The sequence below is a fragment of the Pantoea vagans genome (assembly GCF_001506165.1).
GTDB classification, from domain to species: domain Bacteria; phylum Pseudomonadota; class Gammaproteobacteria; order Enterobacterales; family Enterobacteriaceae; genus Pantoea; species Pantoea vagans_C.
The window spans coordinates 4,279,608-4,302,122 of the sequence record NZ_CP011427.1; the positions used below are offsets into that span (position 1 = coordinate 4,279,608).

General features: G+C 54.2%; 20 protein-coding genes. 10 read left to right on the forward strand and 10 right to left on the reverse strand.

Going from position 1 to position 22,515, the window contains the following annotated elements; translation table 11 throughout:
* Positions 1-7: 7 nt before the first annotated feature.
* Positions 8-1,528, reverse strand: coding sequence for a YifB family Mg chelatase-like AAA ATPase (locus LK04_RS19765; RefSeq protein WP_039333389.1), 1,521 nt, complete (start codon positions 1,526-1,528; stop codon positions 8-10).
* Between the two features lie 327 nt (positions 1,529-1,855).
* Between LK04_RS19765 and ilvL the strand changes: the two genes are divergently transcribed.
* The 6 genes from ilvL to ilvA all read left to right on the forward strand — a co-directional run bounded on the left by ilvL (position 1,856) and on the right by ilvA (position 8,418).
* The gene (ilvL, locus tag LK04_RS20250) at positions 1,856-1,954 is read left to right on the forward strand and encodes an ilv operon leader peptide (protein WP_071531048.1); all 99 of its coding nucleotides are present in this window, start codon (positions 1,856-1,858) and stop codon (positions 1,952-1,954) included.
* Positions 1,955-2,103: 149 nt separating this feature from the next.
* A complete protein-coding gene (gene ilvG / locus LK04_RS19770) occupies positions 2,104-3,750 on the forward strand; it encodes an acetolactate synthase 2 catalytic subunit (RefSeq protein WP_039333388.1) in 1,647 nt (548 codons plus the stop codon).
* On the forward strand, positions 3,747-4,004 hold the full coding sequence (gene ilvM, locus LK04_RS19775) for an acetolactate synthase 2 small subunit (RefSeq protein WP_034820026.1): 258 nt from the start codon (positions 3,747-3,749) through the stop codon (positions 4,002-4,004). The genes ilvG and ilvM overlap by 4 nt, the downstream gene beginning before the upstream one ends.
* Before the next feature lie 18 nt (positions 4,005-4,022).
* Complete coding sequence (locus LK04_RS19780; RefSeq protein WP_034820022.1) at positions 4,023-4,952, forward strand: branched-chain amino acid transaminase; 930 nt, start codon at positions 4,023-4,025, stop codon at positions 4,950-4,952.
* 61 nt (positions 4,953-5,013) lie between these two features.
* Positions 5,014-6,864, forward strand: a complete 1,851-nt coding sequence (gene ilvD, locus LK04_RS19785; protein ID WP_039333387.1) for a dihydroxy-acid dehydratase — start codon at positions 5,014-5,016, stop codon at positions 6,862-6,864.
* A gap of 6 nt (positions 6,865-6,870) precedes the next feature.
* A complete protein-coding gene (ilvA, locus tag LK04_RS19790) occupies positions 6,871-8,418 on the forward strand; it encodes a threonine ammonia-lyase, biosynthetic (RefSeq protein ID WP_039333386.1) in 1,548 nt (515 codons plus the stop codon).
* On the opposite strand, the gene ilvY is transcribed toward ilvA, so the two are convergent.
* On the reverse strand, positions 8,419-9,300 hold the full coding sequence (ilvY, locus tag LK04_RS19795) for an HTH-type transcriptional activator IlvY (protein ID WP_039333397.1): 882 nt from the start codon (positions 9,298-9,300) through the stop codon (positions 8,419-8,421).
* Between the two features lie 161 nt (positions 9,301-9,461).
* Here ilvY and ilvC point away from each other — a divergent pair, with 161 nt between their 5' ends.
* Positions 9,462-10,937 carry a ketol-acid reductoisomerase gene (ilvC, locus tag LK04_RS19800; RefSeq protein ID WP_039333385.1) on the forward strand — a complete coding sequence of 492 codons (1,476 nt, stop codon included), beginning with the start codon at positions 9,462-9,464 and terminating at the stop codon, positions 10,935-10,937.
* Between the two features lie 281 nt (positions 10,938-11,218).
* On the opposite strand, the gene LK04_RS19805 is transcribed toward ilvC, so the two are convergent.
* The 3 genes from LK04_RS19805 to LK04_RS19815 form a co-directional block, all read right to left on the reverse strand.
* Entirely contained in the window at positions 11,219-12,553 is a 1,335-nt protein-coding gene (locus LK04_RS19805) for an MFS transporter (protein ID WP_039333384.1), read from the reverse strand.
* A 289-nt stretch (positions 12,554-12,842) separates the two neighbouring features.
* Positions 12,843-13,844, reverse strand: coding sequence for an inner membrane protein YhjD (yhjD, locus tag LK04_RS19810; RefSeq protein WP_039333383.1), 1,002 nt, complete (start codon positions 13,842-13,844; stop codon positions 12,843-12,845).
* A 45-nt stretch (positions 13,845-13,889) separates the two neighbouring features.
* Positions 13,890-14,789, reverse strand: coding sequence for a LysR family transcriptional regulator (locus LK04_RS19815; RefSeq protein ID WP_039333382.1), 900 nt, complete (start codon positions 14,787-14,789; stop codon positions 13,890-13,892).
* A 115-nt stretch (positions 14,790-14,904) separates the two neighbouring features.
* Here LK04_RS19815 and LK04_RS19820 point away from each other — a divergent pair, with 115 nt between their 5' ends.
* Complete coding sequence (locus tag LK04_RS19820) at positions 14,905-15,663, forward strand: SDR family NAD(P)-dependent oxidoreductase (RefSeq protein WP_039333381.1); 759 nt, start codon at positions 14,905-14,907, stop codon at positions 15,661-15,663.
* Between the two features lie 139 nt (positions 15,664-15,802).
* Here the strand turns inward: LK04_RS19820 and LK04_RS19825 are convergent, their stop codons facing one another.
* Positions 15,803-16,651 carry a PhzF family phenazine biosynthesis protein gene (locus LK04_RS19825; protein ID WP_039333379.1) on the reverse strand — a complete coding sequence of 283 codons (849 nt, stop codon included), beginning with the start codon at positions 16,649-16,651 and terminating at the stop codon, positions 15,803-15,805.
* A gap of 113 nt (positions 16,652-16,764) precedes the next feature.
* On the opposite strand from LK04_RS19825, the gene LK04_RS19830 reads away from it, so the two are divergent.
* A complete protein-coding gene (locus tag LK04_RS19830) occupies positions 16,765-17,388 on the forward strand; it encodes a glutathione S-transferase family protein (protein WP_039333378.1) in 624 nt (207 codons plus the stop codon).
* On the opposite strand, the gene LK04_RS19835 is transcribed toward LK04_RS19830, so the two are convergent.
* Positions 17,355-18,845, reverse strand: a complete 1,491-nt coding sequence (locus LK04_RS19835; protein ID WP_039333375.1) for a PLP-dependent aminotransferase family protein — start codon at positions 18,843-18,845, stop codon at positions 17,355-17,357. The genes LK04_RS19830 and LK04_RS19835 overlap by 34 nt on opposite strands.
* A 136-nt stretch (positions 18,846-18,981) precedes the next feature.
* Between LK04_RS19835 and LK04_RS19840 the strand changes: the two genes are divergently transcribed.
* The gene (locus tag LK04_RS19840; protein ID WP_039333373.1) at positions 18,982-19,569 is read left to right on the forward strand and encodes a LysE family translocator; all 588 of its coding nucleotides are present in this window, start codon (positions 18,982-18,984) and stop codon (positions 19,567-19,569) included.
* 39 nt (positions 19,570-19,608) lie between these two features.
* Here the strand turns inward: LK04_RS19840 and LK04_RS19845 are convergent, their stop codons facing one another.
* The 3 genes from LK04_RS19845 to mqo all read right to left on the reverse strand — a co-directional run bounded on the left by LK04_RS19845 (position 19,609) and on the right by mqo (position 22,018).
* On the reverse strand, positions 19,609-19,974 hold the full coding sequence (locus LK04_RS19845; RefSeq protein WP_081998112.1) for a helix-turn-helix domain-containing protein: 366 nt from the start codon (positions 19,972-19,974) through the stop codon (positions 19,609-19,611).
* Positions 19,971-20,276, reverse strand: coding sequence for a type II toxin-antitoxin system HigB family toxin (locus tag LK04_RS19850; protein ID WP_039333393.1), 306 nt, complete (start codon positions 20,274-20,276; stop codon positions 19,971-19,973). Before LK04_RS19850 ends, LK04_RS19845 begins: the two co-directional genes overlap by 4 nt.
* Positions 20,277-20,407: 131 nt before the next feature.
* On the reverse strand, positions 20,408-22,018 hold the full coding sequence (gene mqo, locus LK04_RS19855; protein WP_039333371.1) for a malate dehydrogenase (quinone): 1,611 nt from the start codon (positions 22,016-22,018) through the stop codon (positions 20,408-20,410).
* Positions 22,019-22,515 lie beyond the last annotated feature (497 nt).

Here is a 22,515-nt window from a genome sequence, read left to right on the forward strand (position 1 = left end):
CCGTTTTTTATTCCAGACTTTTATGCAGATGGATCAGTAACCGGTCGATGCTGCGATAACTCACCGCCTCCTGCAAATGCTGCCGCAAAATCACCTCCTCACCTGCCAGATCGGCAATCGTCCTCGCCACCTTTAAAATCCGCTGCCATGCTCGCACGGAAAGACCCAGTGAGTTGAGCACTGCTTCCAGCCATTCGGCATCCTGCTGTACTAACGAGCAGCAACGTATAATCTCCGGGTTGGTTAAATGTGCATTCACCTTACCGGCACGCTCCATTTGAGCCTGCCGGGCTGTCAGCACGCGTTTAAGCACATCTGCACTGCATTCTTTGACTTTTTGTTTCTGGCTCAAGGTGCCACTCGGCAGGAGCGGGATTTCCAGCGACAGATCGAAACGGTCAAGGAAAGGCCCGGAAAGCCGACTCAAATAGCGCAGGACCTGTTGAGGCGTGCATCTATTGTGGCTGCCTTGATAATGGCCGGTTGGGCTGGGGTTCATGGCACCGATTAACTGGAAGCGCGCCGGATAGGTCACTTTGGCACGTGCTCGGGAGATCGCAATCTCTCCAGACTCAATGGGCTCACGTAATGAGTCCAGCACCTTACGGTCGAACTCTGGCAGTTCATCGAGAAACAGCACACCATTGTGGGCTAAAGAGATTTCACCGGGTCGCGGCAATGAGCCTCCACCAATCAGCGCATAGAGTGAGGCACTGTGATGTGGCGCTCTAAATGGCCGTCTGCGCCACTGATGGTGAACAGTCCCGCTGCTGACCAGACTATTAATGGCCGCGCACTCCAGCGCTTCCTGATCGTTCAGCGGAGGCATAATACCTGGCAGGCGTGTAGCGAGCATGGTTTTACCGGTACCGGGTGGTCCAAGCAACAATAGGTTATGACCCCCTGCCGCGGTGATCTCAAGTGCCCGGCGACCTTGTTCCTGCCCAATGATGTCGCTGAGATCTTGGTCCGCCTGTTCAAAGGGTTCTGGTTGAGAACGGGCCACCGTCAGTGCGGTCTGGTTATGAAGAAAGGCACAAATCTCGACCAGATGCTTCCCGACCAGGGTATCTCCTTGTTCAATTAATCCGACATCCTGTTGATTCTCATCAGCTAACACCATCCTCCTGCCCGCTTGCAGTGCTGCCATCGCTGCAGGAATCGCGGCCTGAACGCCACAGAGCGCGCCGTTTAGGGCTAACTCCCCCAGGAATTCATATTGCGCCAGTTTTGCGTCAGGAAGCTGCTCTGAGGCTGCGAGAATCGCAATGGCGATAGGAAGGTCATAGCGTCCGCCTTCTTTTGGCAGATCGGCAGGAGCCAAATTGATGGTGATGCGTTTGGCGGGAAAGGTGAAACCACTGTTGATGATTGCGCTACGTACCCGCTCTCGTGCCTCTTTCACGGTGGTTTCCGGCAGGCCAACCAGCGTGAGAGCAGGTAATCCTTTACTGATATGCACTTCTACAGTGACGAGTGGAGCCTGAACACCCAATGCCGCACGGGTTAAAACCTTAGATAAAGACATAACAACTCCTTGTTGCCTTCATCATGCTTATTGAAATGGCAGATGGCGAATGCGATTTGCTAATATCGGTACCTGATTCCGATTAATTACCGTTTTTTGCATCCCTTTCGCTGCTTTTAGAATCCAGATCGTAAAATCTAAATATCCGTTACGCCGCGTGCGTAATGAAAAATTATCACAACTGTAAATAACCTTTTACTTACAATGCGATAACCGTCACGCGCCGTTTGCGTCATAAAAAAACATTATGAAAATTATTGTCAATGACCGGATAACTATGGTAACTCTGTAGGTATTACTTCGAACAATCGAAAAAACAAACAACACATGAAAGCCCTTCTACAAGTGATTAGCCTAGTCGTGATTAGCGTGGTGGTGATTATTATCCCACCGTGCGGGGCATCGCTTGGAGAAAGAAAGGCTTAAAAATCAAGCCCGGAATTCCAAAAACCCCCGCACCGAAAGGTCCGGGGGTTTTTTTTTGACCAGGCTAAATATCAGCGAATCAGCGAGGAACAGATTATGAGCAGTAGCATAAAATTCTGTTGTTCCCCTAGGAATACAGGAGAATAACCATGACAGGTGCACAGTGGGTAGTTCAGGCTTTACGCGCGCAGAGTGTCGACACAGTGTTTGGCTATCCTGGCGGCGCAATCATGCCAGTGTACGATGCGCTCTACGATGGCGGCGTGGAACACCTACTGTGTCGTCATGAGCAAGGTGCGGTGATGGCAGCGATTGGTTATGCGCGTGCCACCGGTAAAACAGGCGTCTGTATCGCCACTTCTGGCCCAGGCGCGACCAACCTGATCACTGGTTTAGCCGATGCGTTGATGGACTCCATCCCGGTGGTGGCCATCACTGGCCAGGTTTCGTCAGCCTTTATCGGTACCGATGCCTTCCAGGAGATTGACGTTCTCGGTTTGTCATTAGCCTGCACCAAACACAGCTTCCTCGTCGAATCCCTTGAAGATTTGCCTTCCGTGATGGCCGAGGCCTTCGCTATTGCCCAGTCTGGCCGCCCGGGCCCGGTTCTGGTTGATATCCCAAAAGACATTCAAATTGCCAGCGGTGATTTAACGCCGCACCTGCTGCCCGTTGAAGAGGCGATCAGCCATTCACCGCAGCACATCGCTGAAGCCCGCGAGTTAATGGCACAAGCGCATAAGCCCATGCTGTACATCGGCGGGGGGGTTGGCATGGCGCAAGCCGTTCCTGCATTGCGTGCGATGGCACAAGAAACCGGCATTCCGATGGTCTCTACGCTGAAGGGTTTAGGCAGTGCTGACCCGTCCAGTGATGTTTACCTCGGCATGTTAGGCATGCACGGCACCAAGGCCGCCAACCTTGCAGTGCAATCCTGTGACTTGCTGATCGCTGTTGGCGCACGCTTTGATGACCGTGTAACCGGCAAACTGGATACCTTTGCGCCGCACGCCAGCGTTATCCACATCGATATCGATCCCGCTGAACTGAACAAACTGCGCCGTGCGCACGTTTCGCTGCAGGGTGATTTAAACCAGGTACTGCCTGCGTTGAGCATGCCGCTGCAGATTGAGGGCTGGCGCACGGAAGTCAAAGCGATGAAAGCCGAGTTCGACTGGCGTTACGATCACCCAGGCGAAGCGATCTATGCGCCTCTGTTGCTGAAACAGGTATCCGATCGCAAAGGCGAGAGTGCCGTGGTTACCACCGATGTGGGTCAGCATCAGATGTGGGCAGCGCAGCACATGAGCTTCACCGCGCCAGAGAACTTCATCACCTCCAGTGGCTTGGGCACCATGGGCTTTGGCCTGCCGGCTGCCGTGGGTGCGCAAGTGGCGCGTCCGGATGACACCGTCATCTGCGTGTCAGGCGATGGTTCCATCATGATGAATATCCAGGAGTTGGGTACCATCAAACGTAAAAAGCTGCCGGTGAAAATCCTGCTGTTGGACAACCAACGCTTAGGCATGGTGCGCCAGTGGCAGCAGCTGTTCTTTGATGGCCGCTACAGCGAGACCATCCTCACTGATAACCCCGATTTCCTCACGCTGGCCAGCGCGTTTGATATCCCAGGCCAGCGCATTAGCCGTAAAGATCAGGTCGACGACGCCATTGATGCTCTGCTGAACAGTGAAGGTCCTTACTTCCTGCATGTTTCGATTGATGAGCATGAGAACGTCTGGCCATTGGTACCGCCGGGTGCCAGCAACGCAAACATGATGGAGAAAACCGCATGAACCAGCATCAATTGTCTATCGAAGCTCGCTTCCGTCCTGAAATATTGGAGCGCATTTTGCGTGTCGTCCGCCACCGTGGCTTCCAGGTGTGCTCGATGAACATGGCATCTGCGATTAACGCCGAGAACATTAATATCGAGATGACCGTTGCCAGCCAGCGTTCTGTCGATTTACTGTCTTCGCAGTTAAGCAAACTTATGGATGTCGCCTGTGTCGAGATCCAGCAACAGACATCACAACAAATCCGCGCTTAGTCGCCAAAGGAAATAGCAATGAGTACGAAGAAAGCAGACTTTATTTGGTTCAACGGGGAGATGGTTAAGTGGGAAGACGCCAAGGTTAGCGTCATGTCTCACGCACTGCACTACGGTACTTCAGTGTTTGAAGGCGTACGTTGCTACGACTCACACAAAGGCCCAGTGGTGTTCCGTCACCGTGAACACATGCAGCGTCTGCACGACTCCGCCAAAATCTATCGTTTTCCTATCGCCGCCTCTGTTGATGAATTGATGGAAGCCTGCCGCGAAGTGATTCGTGTGAACAAACTGAAAAGCGCTTACATTCGTCCATTGGCGTTTGTTGGCGACGTAGGCCTGGGTGTGAACCCACCAGATGGCTACACCACCGACGTGATCATCGCTGCTTTCCCATGGGGTGCTTACCTGGGTGCTGAAGCACTGGAAAACGGTATCGATGCGATGGTGTCTTCATGGAACCGTGTTGCACCGAATACCCTGCCAACCGCGGCTAAAGCCGGTGGTAACTACCTTTCCTCACTGCTGGTGGGCAGCGAAGCGCGCCGCCACGGTTATCAGGAAGGTATCGCTCTCGACACCAACGGCTATATTTCAGAAGGTGCGGGTGAAAACTTGTTCGAAGTGAAAGATGGCATTCTTTTCACGCCGCCATTCACTTCTTCAGCGCTGCCGGGCATCACCCGTGACGCCATCATTAAACTGGCGATCGATCTGGGTATCGAAGTGCGTGAGCAGACCCTGTCGCGCGAATCGCTGTATCTGGCTGATGAAGTGTTCATGTCCGGCACTGCGGCAGAAATCACCCCAGTGCGCAGCGTTGATGGCATTCAGGTTGGTGCCGGCAAACGCGGCCCAGTGACCACCAAAATTCAGAGCGCCTTCTTCGGCCTGTTCACGGGCGAAACCGAAGATAAGTACGGCTGGTTGGATCAGGTTAATCCATAACAAGACCGTTACGCGGGTGCAGCTGCGCCCGCGTCATATTTCAGACTGGAGTAAATAGAGCATGCCTAAGTACCGTTCTGCCACCACCACCCATGGCCGTAATATGGCGGGTGCACGTGCCCTGTGGCGCGCCACAGGAATGACCGACGCCGATTTCGGTAAGCCGATTATCGCAGTGGTTAACTCATTCACCCAATTCGTGCCGGGCCACGTGCACCTGCGCGACATGGGTAAGCTGGTGGCGGAGCAAATCGAAGCTGCCGGTGGTGTCGCTAAAGAGTTCAACACCATCGCGGTGGATGACGGTATCGCCATGGGTCATGGCGGCATGCTGTATTCACTGCCTTCGCGCGAGCTGATCGCCGACTCCGTGGAGTACATGGTTAACGCGCACTGCGCCGATGCCATGGTGTGTATTTCTAACTGCGACAAAATCACCCCGGGCATGCTGATGGCGTCACTGCGCCTCAACATCCCAGTGATCTTTGTTTCCGGCGGTCCGATGGAAGCCGGTAAAACCAAGCTGTCCGACAAAATCATCAAGCTGGATCTGGTCGATGCGATGATTCAGGGCGCCAACCCGAACGTCAGTGACGCCGATAGCGATAAAATCGAACGTTCTGCCTGTCCGACCTGCGGTTCGTGCTCCGGTATGTTCACCGCCAACTCGATGAACTGTCTGGCCGAAGCGCTGGGTCTGGCGCAACCGGGCAACGGTTCACTGCTGGCCACGCATGCCGACCGTAAAGAGCTGTTCCTCAACGCCGGTAAACGCATCGTTAGCCTGACCAAAAAGTATTACGAGCAGGATGATGAGCGCGTACTGCCGCGCAACATCGCCACCAAAGCCGCGTTTGAGAACGCGATGACGCTGGATATCGCCATGGGCGGTTCCACCAACACCGTTCTGCACCTGTTGGCAGCGGCGCAGGAAGGCGAAATCGAGTTCAACATGTCGGATATCGATCGCCTCTCACGCAAAGTGCCACACCTGTGCAAAGTGGCACCGAGTACGCCGAAATATCACATGGAAGACGTACACCGCGCCGGTGGCGTTGTCGCCATTCTGGGCGAGCTGGATCGTGCAGGGCTGATCGACACCACTGCGCGCAACGTTTTGCAGCAGAGCATGCGCGAAACCCTGGATCAGTACGACATCATGCTGACCCAAGACGAAGCGGTGAAGAAGATGTTCCGCGCCGGTCCGGCCGGTATCCGTACTACTCAGGCCTTCTCGCAGGATTGCCGTTGGGACACGCTGGATGATGACCGTGTAGAGGGTTGTATCCGTACCCGCGAACACGCGTTCTCTCAGGATGGTGGCCTGGCCGTGCTGTACGGCAACATCTCTGAAGATGGTTGTATCGTAAAAACCGCCAGCGTTGACGCTGAGCTGCTGACCTTTAAAGGCCCGGCAAAAGTTTACGAAAGCCAGGATGATGCGGTAGAGGCGATCCTCGGCGGTAAAGTGGTGGCTGGCGATTGCGTTGTCATCCGTTACGAAGGGCCTAAAGGCGGTCCTGGCATGCAGGAAATGCTGTATCCGACCACCTATCTGAAATCCATGGGCTTGGGTAAAGCTTGTGCGTTGATCACCGATGGTCGCTTCTCCGGCGGTTCTTCCGGCCTCTCTGTGGGACACATCTCGCCTGAAGCAGCGAGCGGCGGCACCATTGCGCTGATCCAGGATGGCGACATGATCGAGCTGGATATCCCGAACCGTCGTATCCATCTGGATCTGCCAGACAACGAAATCCATGCTCGTCGTGAAAAAGAGCTGGCGCGTGGCGAAGCGGCTTACACCCCGCACAACCGCGAACGTGCTGTTTCCTTCGCGTTACGCGCCTATGCATCCCTCGCGACCAGCGCTGACAAAGGTGCGGTGCGCGATAAGTCCAAGCTGGGAGGCTAACAACTGATGGCTGAGTCTCAACCGCTACCCGCGTCGCCGAACGGCGCGGAGTATTTGCGCGCGGTGCTGCGTGCCCCTGTGTACGAAATTGCCCAGGTCACGCCGCTGCAAAAAATGGAAAAAATTTCATCGCGTCTCGGCAACACCATTTTGGTGAAGCGCGAGGATCGCCAGCCAGTACACAGCTTTAAGCTGCGTGGGGCGTACGCGATGATTGCCGGACTGACTGAAGAGCAAAAAGCACGCGGCGTGATCACGGCTTCGGCCGGCAACCACGCGCAGGGTGTGGCGCTTTCAGCCAGCACGCTGGGCATCAAATCACTGATTGTGATGCCGTTGGCCACGGCAGACATCAAGGTTGATGCAGTGCGCGCATTTGGCGGTGAGGCTTATCTATTTGGTGCCAATTTCGATGAGGCGAAAGCCAAAGCGATTGAGCTGGCTGAGCAGCAGGGGTACACCTTTGTCCATCCGTTCGACCATCCGGCGGTGATTGCCGGGCAGGGCACGCTGGCGATGGAACTGCTGCAACAAGATGCGCATATCGATCGGGTATTCGTGCCGGTCGGTGGCGGCGGTCTGGCAGCGGGCGTGGCAGTGCTGATCAAACAGCTGATGCCGCAGATCAAAGTGATCGCGGTGGAGTCGGAAGATTCAGCCTGCCTGAAAGCGGCACTGGATGCCGGTGAGCCGGTGGATTTGGCACGCGTCGGCTTGTTTGCTGAAGGTGTGGCGGTAAAGCGCATCGGCAGTGAAACGTTCCGTCTGTGCAAAGAGTATCTCGATGACATCATCACCGTAGATAGCGATGCCATCTGCGCAGCGGTGAAAGACCTGTTTGAAGACGTGCGTGCGGTGGCGGAACCTTCAGGTGCGCTGGCGCTGGCGGGTATGAAGAAGTATATCCAGCAGCACGACATCAAAGGCGAGCGCCTGGCGCACGTCTTGTCAGGCGCGAACGTCAACTTCCACGGTCTGCGCTATGTGTCGGAACGCTGTGAAATTGGCGAACAGCGCGAGGCGTTACTGGCGGTGACGATCCCAGAGCAGCAGGGCAGTTTCCTCAAGTTCTGCCAGACGCTGGGTGGTCGCTCCATCACCGAGTTCAACTACCGTTATGCGGATGCGGATAACGCCTGCATCTTCGTCGGTGTGCGCTTAACACGCGGGCTGGAAGAGCGCAGCGAAATCATCAACCAATTGACTGAAAGTGGTTATAACGTCGTGGATCTGTCGGACGACGAAATGGCAAAACTGCATGTGCGCTACATGGTCGGTGGACGTCCGTCGAAACCGCTGCGTGAGCGCCTGTTCAGTTTTGAATTCCCGGAAGCACCGGGCGCACTGCTGAAGTTTTTGCAGACGCTCGGCGCGCACTGGAATATCTCACTGTTCCACTATCGCAGCCACGGTACCGATTTTGGCCGCGTGCTGGTGGCATTCGAAGCTAACGACCAGGAGCCGAATTTCGACACCCATCTCACTGCATTGGGTTACGAATGGCACGATGAGGCGAACAACCCGGCATTCCGTTTCTTCCTCGCCGGGCAGTAGTTACAGCAGGTTCCAGAACGCATTGATAAGCGGCTCCCCGAGCCGCTTTTTTTGTACGCACACGCCTAATTCAAGCGGCGCGACCGACTCGACATTCTCCAGCGTCAACACACGATTACGCACCGGTTCCGGGCTATTCTCCAGTACCACATCCGGCAACAACGCAATACCACATCCCAGCGCCACCATCGAAACAATCGCCTCATGCCCAGAGACCGTGGCATAAATTTGCGGATTGGGAATGCGATGGCGACGGAACCACAAATCGATACCGCGTCGCGCAGGCCCTTGTTCCGGCAGAATAAACGGAATCTGTGACCAGTCTGGATCGTCCTGAGTGGCCTGGCTGCGTACCGGACAAGGCAGTGCCGGGGCGATCAGCACCAGCGGAATGATGCCTAATGGCGTAAAATCTATGCTGGCAGGCAGCGACTCGGGACGACCGGCGATCGCCAGATCCGCTTCGCCGGATTGCACCATCTCAATCGCGTCAGCGGCGTCACCGGTGGTGAGTTTGATCTCCACCTGAGGATGCTCGGCACGGAAGCGGTCGAGAATCGGCGGTAGATGACTATAGGCCGCGGTCACTGAGCAGAACAGGCGCAGCTCACCGCTGAGCGAGGGTCCATTCAGATCCATCACGTGGCGCAGTTGCTGATACTGCAGCAAGGTTTGCTGAGCAAATTGTTTGAGGCGCTCTCCCGCTTCCGTGAGCGTTACCGTGCGGTTATCACGCAGAAACAACGCGTGACCGACATCTTCTTCCAGGCGCTGAATCTGGCGGGATAGCGTGGATGGGCTAACATGCATGGCACGCGCGGTGCGGCCAAAATGGCAGCTTTCGGCCAGATGAAGAAAGAGTTTCAGGTCTCGTAAATCCATGCGCATTTCACCTCAACGTGTTGTTGCAAATTCTGCAATGTGACGTTGTTAATATATCAATTTAAGCAACGGATTTCCTGTCATATGATGGGGTCATTCGCGGCACTGAACGCAGTGTCGTTACTGAACAAAAGCAAACACAACATCTAACCGGAGTACCCATGGCTAACTACTTCAACACATTGAATCTGCGCAACCAGTTAGCGCAGTTAGGCAAATGTCGTTTCATGTCACGCGATGAATTCGCAGACGGCGCAAGTTTCCTGAAAGGTAAAAAAGTCGTTATCGTTGGCTGTGGCGCTCAGGGTCTGAACCAGGGCCTGAACATGCGTGACTCTGGTCTGGATATCGCTTACGCCCTGCGCGCAGAAGCGATTGCTGAGAAGCGTGCTTCTTTCCGCAAAGCGACCGATAACGGTTTTAAAGTGGGTACTTACGAAGAGCTGATCCCGCAGGCGGATCTGGTCGTTAACCTGACGCCAGACAAGCAGCACTCTGCAGTCGTTAAAGCGGTTCAGCCACTGATGAAAGATGGCGCAGCACTGGGTTACTCACACGGTTTCAACATTGTTGAATCAGGCGAGACCATCCGTAAAGACATCACCGTAGTGATGGTGGCGCCGAAGTGCCCAGGTACTGAAGTGCGTGAAGAGTACAAGCGTGGTTTCGGTGTACCAACCCTGATCGCCGTTCACCCAGAAAACGATCCTAAAGGCGAAGGCCTGGCGATTGCTAAAGCTTGGGCTGCGGCAACCGGCGGTGACCGTGCGGGCGTGCTGGAGTCTTCGTTCGTTGCAGAAGTGAAATCTGACCTGATGGGCGAGCAGACTATCCTGTGCGGTATGCTGCAGGCCGGTTCTCTGCTGTGCTTCGATAAGCTGGTGGCTGAAGGTCACGATGCGGCTTACACCGAAAAACTGATTCAGTTCGGCTGGGAAACCATCACCGAATCACTGAAGTTTGGTGGCATCACCCTGATGATGGATCGCCTGTCTAACCCGGCGAAAATCCGTGCTTATGCGCTGTCTGAGCAGCTGAAAACCATCATGGCGCCACTGTTCCAGAAGCATATGGATGACATCATTTCTGGCGAATTCTCTTCAGGCATGATGGCTGACTGGGCCAACGACGATAAAAACCTGCTGACCTGGCGTGAAGAGACTGGTGCAACTGCATTCGAAAACGCACCACAGTTCGACGGTAAAATCGAAGAGCAGGAATACTACGATAAAGGCGTTGTGATGGTTGCGATGGTGAAAGCGGGCGTTGAGTTGGCCTTCGAAACCATGATCGACGCGGGCATCATCGAAGAGTCTGCTTACTACGAATCACTGCACGAGCTGCCGCTGATTGCGAACACCATCGCACGTAAGCGTCTGTATGAAATGAACGTGGTTATCTCTGATACCGCAGAATACGGTAACTACCTGTTCTCCTTCGCGGCCGTACCGCTGCTGAAAGAGTTCATGACCACCCTGCAGCCGGGCGATCTGGGCAAAGCGATTGAAGGCACTCAGGTTGATAACGCGCAACTGCGTGACGTTAACGAAGCCGTTCGTCAGCACCCAATCGAATCGGTTGGTCGTAAACTGCGTGGCTATATGACTGATATGAAACGTATCGCGGTTGCAGGCTAAGCCACACACGACACCGTTTTCAGCACACGAAGAACCCCGGCTTGCCGGGGTTTTTTATGTCTGGAATCCGTACTTTAGTGTTAACACTGCACAGCATTTTGGGCGTAATGCTTGTCAGTTAAGCTGTGATGATAACGCCGTCTGGGGCCATGACACATTTATCACTGTTACCCATGTGCCCGGTCTTAAGTGTTATCTATGCGCACCGTGCAAACCGTACCCAACCCCAGCCAATAAAAAACCCGGCCTGAGCCGGGTTTCATCACGCTAAACAGCCACCATCACACCGCTTCATACAGCGTCTGATTACGCGTCTCTTTACAGGCAATCAGCGCGATCAGCGTCAGTACCGCCATGGATGCCAGATAGAAGCCCACCGCCTGCAAGCCGTAGTTCGCATTCAGCCAGGTGGCGATATACGGTGCCACGGACGCGCCCAAAATCGACGACAGGTTGTATGAGAATGACGCGCCGGTATAACGCACTTCAGTCGGGAACAGCTCCGGCAGCAGTGCGCCCATTGGGCCAAACGTCAGCCCCATAATGCTCAGGCCCAGCAGCAGGAAGCCCATCACCAGAATCTGCGAACCTGAACCCAGCAGCACAGGGAACATTAGGGCAAAGGCGATAATCATCAGCGTAATGGTGATCATGGTACGACGACGGCCATAGCGGTCTGCCAGCAGGCCCGCAATCGGCACCATCACGCCAAAACCAATCACCGCCACCATCAACATCCACAGGAAGCTATTACGTGAATAGCCCAAGCCCGCAGGTGCAGGTGCTGTGCCGTAGCTCATGGAGTACACCGTCATAATATAGAACAGGGTATAGGTGGCCAGCATGATGAAGGTGCCGAGAATGGTCGCGGTCAGATGCTTGCTCAGCAGCGTACCAATCGGCATTTTGACTTGCTTGTTCTCTTTCTGCACTTTGGCAAACACTGGGCTTTCATGCAGTGACACACGCACATACAGGCCAATCAACACCAGCACAGCAGAGAGAATAAAGGGTACACGCCAGCCCCAGCTCATAAACTGCTCATCAGTCAGCAGCCAGGAGAGCAGCAGGAAGGTGCCGTTAGCGAAGAAGAAGCCAATCGGTGCGCCCAGTTGTGGGAACGAACCATACAACGCGCGTTTTTTCGCTGGGGCATTTTCGGTGGCAAGCAGTGCAGCACCGCCCCATTCGCCGCCTAAACCCAGGCCCTGACCAAAACGTGCCAGCGCTAACAGCAGCGGCGCGGCAACACCAATGGTTTGATAGCTCGGCAGTAGGCCGATCAAAACAGTGGAGACGCCCATGGTGAGGAGTGACGCAACCAGGGTCGCTTTACGGCCCACGCGATCGCCAAAGTGTCCGAACAGCGCAGAACCAATTGGGCGCGCGACGAAGGCGATAGCAAAGGTTGCCAGCGACTGTAGCGTGGCAACAGTAGGATCGCCCTGCGGGAAGAAAATGTGCGGGAAGATGATGACGGCCGCAGTGGCATAAATATAGAAATCGAAGAATTCGATAGCGGTGCCGACAAGCGATGCCACGACCACTTTGCCACGGGAATTGACGGGCGTGTCGTCGTGTTTATTGTCGAGTGTTTCTGTGATGGAGGCTTGCATAACTGTTTCTTAATTGTAAATGTAGACAGAGAATCTTACGCACCTGTTTTGCTGCATTCAATGGCGAAAAACCGCGTCAGAACAGGCATTTTCGGCGAAAAAGTGGATAATCTCTGAGTTGCGGCAATCGGCGGCGGATGGGAACGGGAAGTGTCACTTTTTTGGCGGGAATCTCTGCAAAAGGGCCAAATTAAAGTGACCCTTTAGCGTTTCCTGCTGGTTTTTGCTGAATTTGTAGCCAGCAGGAAACATTTTTAGCTGTTGCGGCAAATGTAACAAACTTGCTCGCTTATTTGCCCGGATGCGGCGGTGGCAATTCCTTATCATCCTTGTACTTTGCCGTGGCGATCCACGCGGCGCAGAACAGGGTCAGGCGCGCAAAGAAATAGAAAAATGCCATTAACCCCAGCACGGAACCAAAGGCGGCACCAGACGGCGAGGTCGCCAGTTTCGGCAGCGTTAATGTCATGACAAACTTAATCACCTCAAAGCCAATCGCCGCCAGCAGCGTGCCGCGGAACAGCGCTTTTTTACGCGGCTTGTGGCGCGGCAGAATCCAGAAAATCCACAGGAATAGCAGATAGTTGGCGAAGATGGAGATCGACAGCGCAATAATGGTCATCGCCGGACGCAGCCACTCGATATCTTCCAGCCCTAAGGCATTGACGATGGCGTTTTGTGCGGCACCGGCAATCGAGGTCAGTGACAGCGTAATCACTAGCGCCAGCATCAAACCGAGCAGTGACAGCAAATCACGGGCATATTTCTTCCAGATTTTTTCTTGGTCATCAGGTGTGCGCTCCCATACATCGCGTGACTGGGCGCGCACCGCCTCGCGCAAATTACCCATCCAGTTTATGCCGGAGTAAAGCGCCAGCAGCAAACCGGTCAAGCCTACGGTGGCGCGCTGCTGAATAGCGGTATTCACGGTATTTTTCAGGGTATTGGCTAGCGTGGGGTCACTGATACTGTTAACGATTTTGTTGATCAACTCTGAGAGTAAATCCTGATTCGACGCCAGTACAAAACCGACTGCCGCAAAGGAGACCATCAAAATCGGTATCAGTGACAGGAAAGAGAAGTAGGTGATCGCCGCGCCAAACTGACTTCCGAGACGATCGTTAAAACGTTCCAGTGCGCGCATAAAATGCGCCACTGCCGGGATGGCCTGAAACCAGGCCGCAAAGCGTGAAACGTTCTGAATCGAACCATCCACGGTTTTGTTGCCGGTCTTAATATCAATCAGCGGCTTTTTATCAGCCGCAGGGTCTTTAGTGGGTTTGTCTGTCATAGACGATATGCATCCTGTTCACTGCGAAATTAAAATTATAGCCTGCTATGTCACATACTCCTGCAAGACCTGGCTTAACCACTCCATAAACACCCGCACGCGACGCGCGACATTGCGACGATGGGGATAAAGTAGCGAAATCGGCATAGGCTTCGCCGGGAAGTGATGCAGTACCTCCACCAACTGGCCTGACTCCAGCAGTGGCTGCACACCGATTGCCGGTACCTGAATAATGCCCAGCCCGGCAATACAAGCGGCGCGGTAAGTTTCCGTGCTGTTCACGGTCACCACGCCACCGGTTTGTACGTAATGACACTGCTTGCCATCGAAATATTCAAAACCTAATGATGGCTGCCCAAGTTGCTGGGTGTAGTGCACCATCGCGTGCTGCGCCAGGTCTTCCAGACGCACCGGCATGCCGAAGCGGGAAAGGTAATCGGGGCTGGCACAGTTAATCAAGGCATGCGATCCGATTTTACGCGCGATCAGGCCAGAATCTTTCAGCTCACCCACCCGAATCACGCAGTCAAAGCCTTCGCGAATCACATCCACCTGACGGTCGCTGCTGCTAAGCTCAATCTCAACGCCGGGATAATGTTGCAGGAACTCTGGCAGACGCGGCAGGACAAAACCGGTGGCCATGGCGACCGACATATCGACACGCAGTTTGCCGCTCAAGGTGGCGGGGTCGTGCTGGAACAGGCTGTCCATGTCGTCGAGCATCGACAGCAAATCGAGACAGCGATCGTAATAAACCAACCCATCTTGGGTGAGGTGCACACGGCGCGTGGTGCGGTGGAGCAGACGGGTGCCCATTTGATTTTCCAGCGCCTGCAACTGGCGAGATACGCTGCCTTTAGGCAGACCCAGACTTTCTGCCGCACGGGTAAAACTGCCCATTTCTGCCACCCGCACAAAAACCTGCATTGCGTGAATTTTATCCATGTTGTTCACCGATTGTTGTTGTTAGTGAAACAGTGCTGCGTATTCCTATGCGTTTATAGATCAATTATTCGCGAATATCCTTAATCCGTGTTCAATTTTCCAACTGGAGCGAAACATGAGTCATAAAATTGCATTGATTACCGGCGGCAACCGCGGTTTAGGCAAGAATGGTGCGCTGAAACTGGCAGCTAAAGGCACTGATATCTTATTTACCTATCGTGGTCACGCTGACGAAGCGCAAGCCGTAGTACAAGAGATTGAAGCGCTGGGGGCGCGTGCGGTGGCGCTGCAGCTGGATGTAGGCGATAGCAGCACCTTTGACAGCTTCGTGGCACAGGTCAAAGAGACACTGCAGAAAACCTGGCAGCGAGACAGTTTTGATTATTTAGTGAACAACGCGGGTCACGGTCACTACAAGCTGTTTGCGGAGACCACCGAAGACGAATTCGATGCGTTGGTGAATGTGCACCTGAAAGGGCCGTTCTTCCTGACGCAGAAGTTACTGCCACTGATTGTGGATGGTGGCCGCATCCTGAATATCTCCAGCGGATTAACCCGCATGACGCTGCCGGGATCAGGCACCTACGCCTCAATCAAAGGTGCCATGGAAGTGCTAACGCGCTATCAGGCGAAAGAGTTGGGCGAGCGCCGGATTCGCGTCAACATTCTGGCTCCGGGTGCGATTGAAACGGATTTCGGCGGGGGTCGTGTTCGTGACACCAAAGATCTCAATAATCATATTGCCTCTGTCACTGCGCTGGGTCGTGTTGGCTTGCCGGATGATATTGGTGATGCCATCAGCGCGATCCTGAGCGATGAAACTGGCTGGGTTAACGCGCAGCGTATTGAAGCCTCAGGCGGTCAGGCGCTGTAATCATGTGCGATTTTTAGGGTGCGCATAATAAATGCGCACCCTACGAAAAAACGCATTCAACTCTGTAGGGTCGCCATTTATGGCGACCGATAAGCGCTTAATTGACATGCATGGCTGCTTTTTCACGCCTTGATGCGCCTTACAGATCAATGGTGCCATCAATCACCGTCACGGTCTGGCCACCAATCCAAATTTTATCGTCGCGGAAGCTTACCTGAATCCGTCCTTCTCGCTGAATGGCGCTGCCCTGACGCGCGCGATAATCCTGCGTTTTACCCTGCGCGGCAAAGTAGCGCGCCAGGCAGGCGTTGGCGCTGCCAGTGACCGGATCTTCGGTCAAACTGCCGTTCTCAACCAGCAACGCGCGCACTTCAAACTGTTCACTGCAATCAGCCGGCAGTGGGCCAAATAGGGAGGTACCATTGACGTCGGCGTGTTTATGCAAACGCTGAAGATCCGCTGCGCTGGCCTGAACATCCAGTACTGACTGCGCGCTGCGCATCGGAATCAGCAGCCAGCGAATTCCCATATCCACAATAGTTGGCGTCTGGCTGGCATCAAAATCTTCACTGTTCAGCGCACTGCTCATCAGTGCATCATCAAAGGGGGTCAGCGTGACTTCCGGTGCGGCAAAAGCCAGCGCGCCATCTTCGCTGATGCGCACATCCACCAAGCCGACACCGCACTCTTGCACGATTTTACCAGGCGTTTTTACCGTCCAACCCGCTTCCAGCAGCGCGTGCGCGGTGCCGAGGGTGGGATGGCCAGCAAAGGGCAACTCTCCTTCGGTGGTAAAAATGCGTACCCGGTAATCCGCTGCGGCATCTTGAGGCGGGAGCACAAAGGTGGTTTCGGACAAATTGGTCCAGCGCGCGATCGCGGCCAACTGCGCATCGCTTAATCCCTGTGCATCCATGATCACCGCCAGCGGATTGCCCTTAAACGCTGATGAGGTAAATACATCCACCTGCTTAAACGCGACTTTCATTGTCTCTCCTTGCTCGTTGAGGTTGTCTGAAATTGGGATTTACATCCTGCTTATTGCGCAAGCGCAGCAACAGGGCTATGAATAGATTAAGAATTCTGGAATCGGAGTCCGCTATGTTAAAAGTCTTGGGTCGTACTTCATCAATCAACGTGCGTAAAGTTCTGTGGCTATGCTCAGAACTCGACCTCGAATATGAGCACGAACCTTGGGGTGAAGACCCACTCTCACTGCACTCGGCGGAATTTATGGCGCTCAATCCCAACGCCATGGTGCCGGTCATCATCGAAGATGACTTCGTGATGTGGGAATCCAACGCCATTTTGCGCTATCTCGCCAACAGCAACGGCGGTGACTGGCTCTACCCTGAAAACCCGCGTGCGCGTGCGCCGGTCGATCAGTGGATTGACTGGCAAGCCACGGAACTCAACACCTCATGGCGCTATGCGTTTATGTCGCTGGTGCGTAACTCGCCGGCGCATCAGGATCCGCGTCTACTGGCGGCCGCCATTAAAGGCTGGACGCACACCATGAATATTCTCGACCAGCATCTGCAAAAAACCGGGCGCTATGTCGCAGGCCGCAACTTCTCGCTGGCCGATATTCCTGTCGGCCTTGCGGTGAACCGCTGGTTTGAAACGCCGCTTGAGCACCCTGATTTCCCGGCCGTGCAACTCTATTATGAGCGCCTGACCGAGCGTGAGGGTTACACCACCTGGGGCCGCAACGGCAAACCCTGATCCTGTCCTGGCGCAAGGCCTGTGATTTCACAGGCCAGCGCGCCGGTGCGTTTTATTGCCCACGTATAACGTTCATCAAACGGATAGCAGCAAGAGAGACGCAGCGCGTGCTTGTAGCGATCGCTCAACGTGTACAGCGCACCCGGCGTGACACAAATCTGCTCCTGCAATAACCGATGAAACATCTCCACGGTATCGACCTTGCCTGGCAGCTCCACCCAGAACACAAAGCCACCGCGCGGCAGGGTAGCGCGCGTGCCCACGGGAAAATGCCGCGCCATAATGCCGCGTGCGGCATCAAGATTGGCGGCATAACGGCGTCGCAGCGAACGCAGATGGTGATCGTAACCGCCGCTGGCGAGAAATTCGGCCAGCGTTTCACTCAGGAGCTTTGACTCCGTCATCGATGACACCGCTTTCAAGCGTGCAATGGTGTCGTGAAAACGGCCTGCGGCCGTCCAGCCCACACGGAAATCCGGTGCAACCGTTTTGGTGAAGCTGGTGCAGTAAATCACCCAGCCTTCGCTATCAAAGGCTTTCACCGGCGGCGACAGCGGCCAGTCAAACTGCAACTCGTCATACAAACCATCTTCGATAAGCGGAATATGGTAAGTGTTTACTAACTTCGCCAGCCGCTTTTTATTCTCCAGCGGCATCACATAGCCGAGTGGGTTCTGTGCGCCTGGCATGGCGATAAGCGCCTGAATACGTTTCTCTTGCAGCAGCATCTCTAGCGCATCCAGCGACAAGCCTTGCTCTGGATCGGTCGGTATCTCCAGCGCTTTCAAACCGAGTGATGCCAATAGCGGGAACAAGAAAAAGTAGGTGGGGGACTCCAGTCCCACGCAGTCACCGGGTTTTGTCACAGCCCGCAATGCCAGTTGCAGCGCTTCCATGCAGCCGTGGGTGAGAGTGATCTCTTGCGCCGTAAGATTGATGCCGGTATGCAGACTGCGTCGCGCAATCTCCTCCCGTAAGCGCTCACTACCCGGCGGAAGGGCATAACGTCCCAGCATGGCAGGATCGCGACGTAACAGAGAGGCGGTAATACGCGCTAAACGCACCGACGGGAACAGCTCACTGTCCTGCGGGCAGGCCAGGGAAATATTGGTGTAGTCCGGATTGTTCTGTGCCGCAAACACCTGCTCGATCAGGTCCAGTTTCTGCGTGCTGGGATCGTTCATTTTCGCTGGTAGCGGTTTTATCGGACGAATAACCGCTGGCAGGACGCCGCGCACGTAGTAGCCTGATTGCGGTCTGGCTTCAATCAGGCCGCGATCTTCGAGAATTTGCCAGGCATTCAGCACCGTGTTCACGCTCACCTGATGAGACTGCGCCACACGGCGAATGGCGGGCAGGCGTTTACCCGGCTTCAACGTGCCTTGATGAATCGACTCGGCAAAGCTGTCTGCCAGCTGCTGATAAAGGGTTTGACCCGAGGAAAGGGGAAGGGACACAAAAGCCTCCACACGCGATGGGTACAATTTAAAATTTGCGTAACTGTATCCATCACAATAGTCGTTTTGTGTCTCTGTTTCCATTGCGCTGCACACATTAGCATGGTGTTAACTCTGGACCATCAAGGAACGCACCATGCTCGACCCCTCTTTCTTTAGCTACGTCACCGTCATGTCGATCACGCCAGGTCCAAACAACTTGTTGCTGGCCACGTCGGGCGTAAATTTTGGCTTTAAGCGCACTCTGCCCATGCTGTTTGGCATTCTGCTGGGATGTGCAGTACAGATGCTACTGGCGAGCATGGCGTTGGATCTGCTGCTGCACTGGATGGCATCGATTCGGTTGCCGCTCACGGTAGTGGGGTGCAGTTATTTGCTATGGCTTTCATGGAAAATCTTCCGTGCCGCTGCCCCTGAAGCGCGTGAACGCCCTCGCCCGATGACGCTGGTGGGCGGCATCTGCTTTCAGGCGGTGAATCCGAAGGCTTGGTTAATGGTGACCAACGTGGCATTGATGTATGCCAACAGCAATGGCGTGATAACGGTTCTACTGGGATTCGCCGCGCTGAACTTGCCCTGCATTCTGATCTGGGCCGCGTTGGGCGATCGCCTGCGCACGCATTTGCAGGTGGCGTGGAAACGCCAGGCATTTAATAGCCTGATGGCGCTGTCGCTGGTCGCGACAACCGGATGGATGTTGTATGACGCGGTGTTACTGAGTTAAATCGAGGTGCGCAGAAACGCGCACCTGGCAAAGTGTGTTTTAAAGTCCCACCAGGCTCTCCAAAGGGATGCCAAACTGCTTGTGGAGATTTCGGATCATCTCCAGGGACAAAGAGCGTTTACCGTTTAACACCTCATAAACGCGATTACGGCGACCAATAGCAGGCTCCAGATCTTTTGCCGTTAAGCCTTGCTGCTCCATGCGGAATTTTATCGCCTCAATGGGGTCAGCAGCTTCAATGGGATAATGTTCTTTTTCCCACGCCTCAATCAGCATACTCATCACAATCATATAATCGCTCTCAGGCGTACCCAGCGCAGGGACATCATCAAAGAGCGGGGAGATTGCCTCAAGAGCCGCTTCGTAATCCAGTTCGGTGTGGATAGGTTTAATGGTCAGTGTCATTTACGTTGCTCCACTGTATTTGCGTCAATGGCATCGTATTCCCGGTGTGTGCCGATAAATTTTATAAACATCAGCTTTTGCGGGTAGGCGATGGCCGCAACCAGTCGATAATCATTTCCCTTAATGTTGAATACCACGCGGCTGCCTTTAAGAATGCTGGCACTGAGGTATTGATCCTTGATGTCTGCCGGATTTGACCAGTTGGCCTTTTGCGCTTCATCAATCCAGGCTCTCAACGGCTGAGCTGAGTCGGGGTTCGCCGTCATGAACTCCCTGAGTGACCTTACCGATATGATTCTCATCTCGCGCATCTTAGTCCCGCATTGGGACTATAGCAAATCTAAATCCCAATTTGGGACATTTCTCGCAAAGAACATAAAAAAGGCCGCTTGCGCGGCCTTATCAACATTATCTGGCAATCAAGATTGCCGGGTTACTTCCCCACCACGTGAGCGGTTTCGCGCGCTTCGTCGTTCGCGGCGTCTGGGGTGACCGCAGGCGCGTAATCGAGTTGCAGTACGCGGCTGGTTTCCGCCAGAATCTTCTCGGTCAGCGCCACATCACCATTCATCTTGCGGCCCCAGGTTGGGATCACCGCACGGATTTTGGTCTGCCACTCAGGCGAACGCATCTGCTCTGGGAAGGCTTTCGCCATCAGCTCCAGCATGATGGGCGCAGCGGTTGAAGCACCTGGTGAGGCACCCAGCAACGCAGAAATCGAGCCATCTTGCGAGGTCACCACTTCGGTGCCAAGGCGCAACACGCCGCCCTCTTTCTCATCATTCTTGATGATCTGCACGCGCTGGCCAGCGGTCACCAGACGCCAGTCTTCCTGCTTCGCTTGTGGTACGTAAGCACGCAGGGCTTCCATACGATCGTCTTCGCTCTGCAATACCTGATCGACCAGGTATTTCACCAGATCGAAACTTTTCAGCCCGACCTGTACCATCGGCAGCAGGTTACTGGTGTTCATGGCACCAAACATATCCAGCAGCGAGCCTTGCTTCAGGAACTTAGTCGAGAAGGTGGCGAACGGGCCAAACAGCAGCACCTGTTTGCCATCCAGCACGCGGGTATCCACGTGTGGCACGGACATCGGCGGTGCGCCAACGCTGGCTTTACCGTACACCTTCGCCATGTGCTGTTGCACCACGTCTGGGTTTTCGGTCACCAGGAAAGAGCCGCCCACCGGGAAACCGGCGTAGCCTTTCACTTCTGGAATGCCGGATTTCTGCAGCAGTGGCAGCGCTGCGCCGCCCGCACCGATAAACAGCTGGCGGGTGATCAGCACGCGATTTTCACCGCTGGTGAGATTATGCAGGCTGACCTGCCAACGACCATCATTCAGGCGCTTGATATCACGCACTTCCTGGCGCAGACGCAGGCGGAAATTAGGTTTCTTCTCTAAAGAAGCAATCAGTTGGCGCGTGACTTCACCGAAGTTCACGTCAGTACCCATGTCGGTCCAGGTGGCGGCCACTTTCTGCTTACTGTCGCGTCCATTCATCACCAGTGGGATCCACTGGGTGATCTGTTCACGGTCTTCAGAATAATGCATGCCACGGAACAGAGTACTTTTTTGCAGTGCCTGGAAACGTTTGCGCAGGAATTCAACGTTATCGTCGCCCCAGACAAAGCTCATATGCGGCGTGCTGTGAATAAAGCTTTTAGGGTTGCGCAGGTTGCCCTTCTGAACGTGGTACGCCCAGAACTGACGGGAAATCTGGAAGGATTCGTTGATCGCCACCGCTTTGGCAATGTCGATGCTGCCATCCGCCTTCTGTGGCGTATAGTTCAGCTCGGCCAGCGCAGCGTGACCGGTACCGGCATTATTCCAGCCGTTGGAGGACTCCACCGCGACATCATCGAGGCGTTCCACCATTTCAATCGACCAGTCTGGCTCCAGATCCTGCAGCCATGTGCCTAAGGTCGCACTCATTACGCCTGCACCAATCAGCAGAACGTCAACGTCTTTTCGTTCCTGAAGTTTTGCGCTATCCATGCCAGCGGCGGCTAGCGCCAGGTTTACCGCAGTGTTGCTCATGAGGCGACATCTCCTCTCTCTGTTGACCTGAAGCTCAACAGGTTCGCAGGCGAAACAGCCACGCTTCTTTCGAGCGCGTCGCGCTGTTTCTCAAAGGTTAAGACTCAGGTTTAAGTCATGGGGACGATAACGGTTAACTGCACGTTATGCATATGCATTTGAATATAACATTCTCGTATCGGAATTAAACGTTTGTTTATTTTTTAAAGGCGGAAATGATTCAGCATAAGAATTAATCAGCTCAACCCCGCTGGTATAAGGGATTTTTATCCCTTAATCAGAGAGTTATGGTAACGCAGTTGTTGCGATATTGTGAGAGGAAAAGGCATGGGATGGTTGCTTAGTGAGCTGGATCACAACTTAACACTATGATTAAATTGATTTAATGTGAAATTGATTTTTTATGCGGTTTTTCTGTTGCGCAATGTTTCGCCAGGTTCTGTAAAAATAATGTTACATTCCTGTGGTTCTTAAATTATCTGCCGCGTTCTGCTTTG

Bases quoted from the DNA above. Each gene is read 5' to 3' on its own strand.
- LK04_RS19765 (WP_039333389.1), bottom strand. From the start codon at position 1,528: ATGTCTTTATCTAAGGTTTTAACCCGTGCGGCATTGGGTGTTCAGGCT.
- ilvL (WP_071531048.1), top strand. From the start codon at position 1,856: ATGAAAGCCCTTCTACAAGTGATTAGCCTAGTCGTGATTAGCGTGGTG.
- ilvG (WP_039333388.1), top strand. From the start codon at position 2,104: ATGACAGGTGCACAGTGGGTAGTTCAGGCTTTACGCGCGCAGAGTGTC.
- ilvM (WP_034820026.1), top strand. From the start codon at position 3,747: ATGAACCAGCATCAATTGTCTATCGAAGCTCGCTTCCGTCCTGAAATA.
- LK04_RS19780 (WP_034820022.1), top strand. From the start codon at position 4,023: ATGAGTACGAAGAAAGCAGACTTTATTTGGTTCAACGGGGAGATGGTT.
- ilvD (WP_039333387.1), top strand. From the start codon at position 5,014: ATGCCTAAGTACCGTTCTGCCACCACCACCCATGGCCGTAATATGGCG.
- ilvA (WP_039333386.1), top strand. From the start codon at position 6,871: ATGGCTGAGTCTCAACCGCTACCCGCGTCGCCGAACGGCGCGGAGTAT.
- ilvY (WP_039333397.1), bottom strand. From the start codon at position 9,300: ATGGATTTACGAGACCTGAAACTCTTTCTTCATCTGGCCGAAAGCTGC.
- ilvC (WP_039333385.1), top strand. From the start codon at position 9,462: ATGGCTAACTACTTCAACACATTGAATCTGCGCAACCAGTTAGCGCAG.
- LK04_RS19805 (WP_039333384.1), bottom strand. From the start codon at position 12,553: ATGCAAGCCTCCATCACAGAAACACTCGACAATAAACACGACGACACG.
- yhjD (WP_039333383.1), bottom strand. From the start codon at position 13,844: ATGACAGACAAACCCACTAAAGACCCTGCGGCTGATAAAAAGCCGCTG.
- LK04_RS19815 (WP_039333382.1), bottom strand. From the start codon at position 14,789: ATGGATAAAATTCACGCAATGCAGGTTTTTGTGCGGGTGGCAGAAATG.
- LK04_RS19820 (WP_039333381.1), top strand. From the start codon at position 14,905: ATGAGTCATAAAATTGCATTGATTACCGGCGGCAACCGCGGTTTAGGC.
- LK04_RS19825 (WP_039333379.1), bottom strand. From the start codon at position 16,651: ATGAAAGTCGCGTTTAAGCAGGTGGATGTATTTACCTCATCAGCGTTT.
- LK04_RS19830 (WP_039333378.1), top strand. From the start codon at position 16,765: ATGTTAAAAGTCTTGGGTCGTACTTCATCAATCAACGTGCGTAAAGTT.
- LK04_RS19840 (WP_039333373.1), top strand. From the start codon at position 18,982: ATGCTCGACCCCTCTTTCTTTAGCTACGTCACCGTCATGTCGATCACG.
- LK04_RS19845 (WP_081998112.1), bottom strand. From the start codon at position 19,974: ATGACACTGACCATTAAACCTATCCACACCGAACTGGATTACGAAGCG.
- LK04_RS19850 (WP_039333393.1), bottom strand. From the start codon at position 20,276: ATGAGAATCATATCGGTAAGGTCACTCAGGGAGTTCATGACGGCGAAC.
- mqo (WP_039333371.1), bottom strand. From the start codon at position 22,018: ATGAGCAACACTGCGGTAAACCTGGCGCTAGCCGCCGCTGGCATGGAT.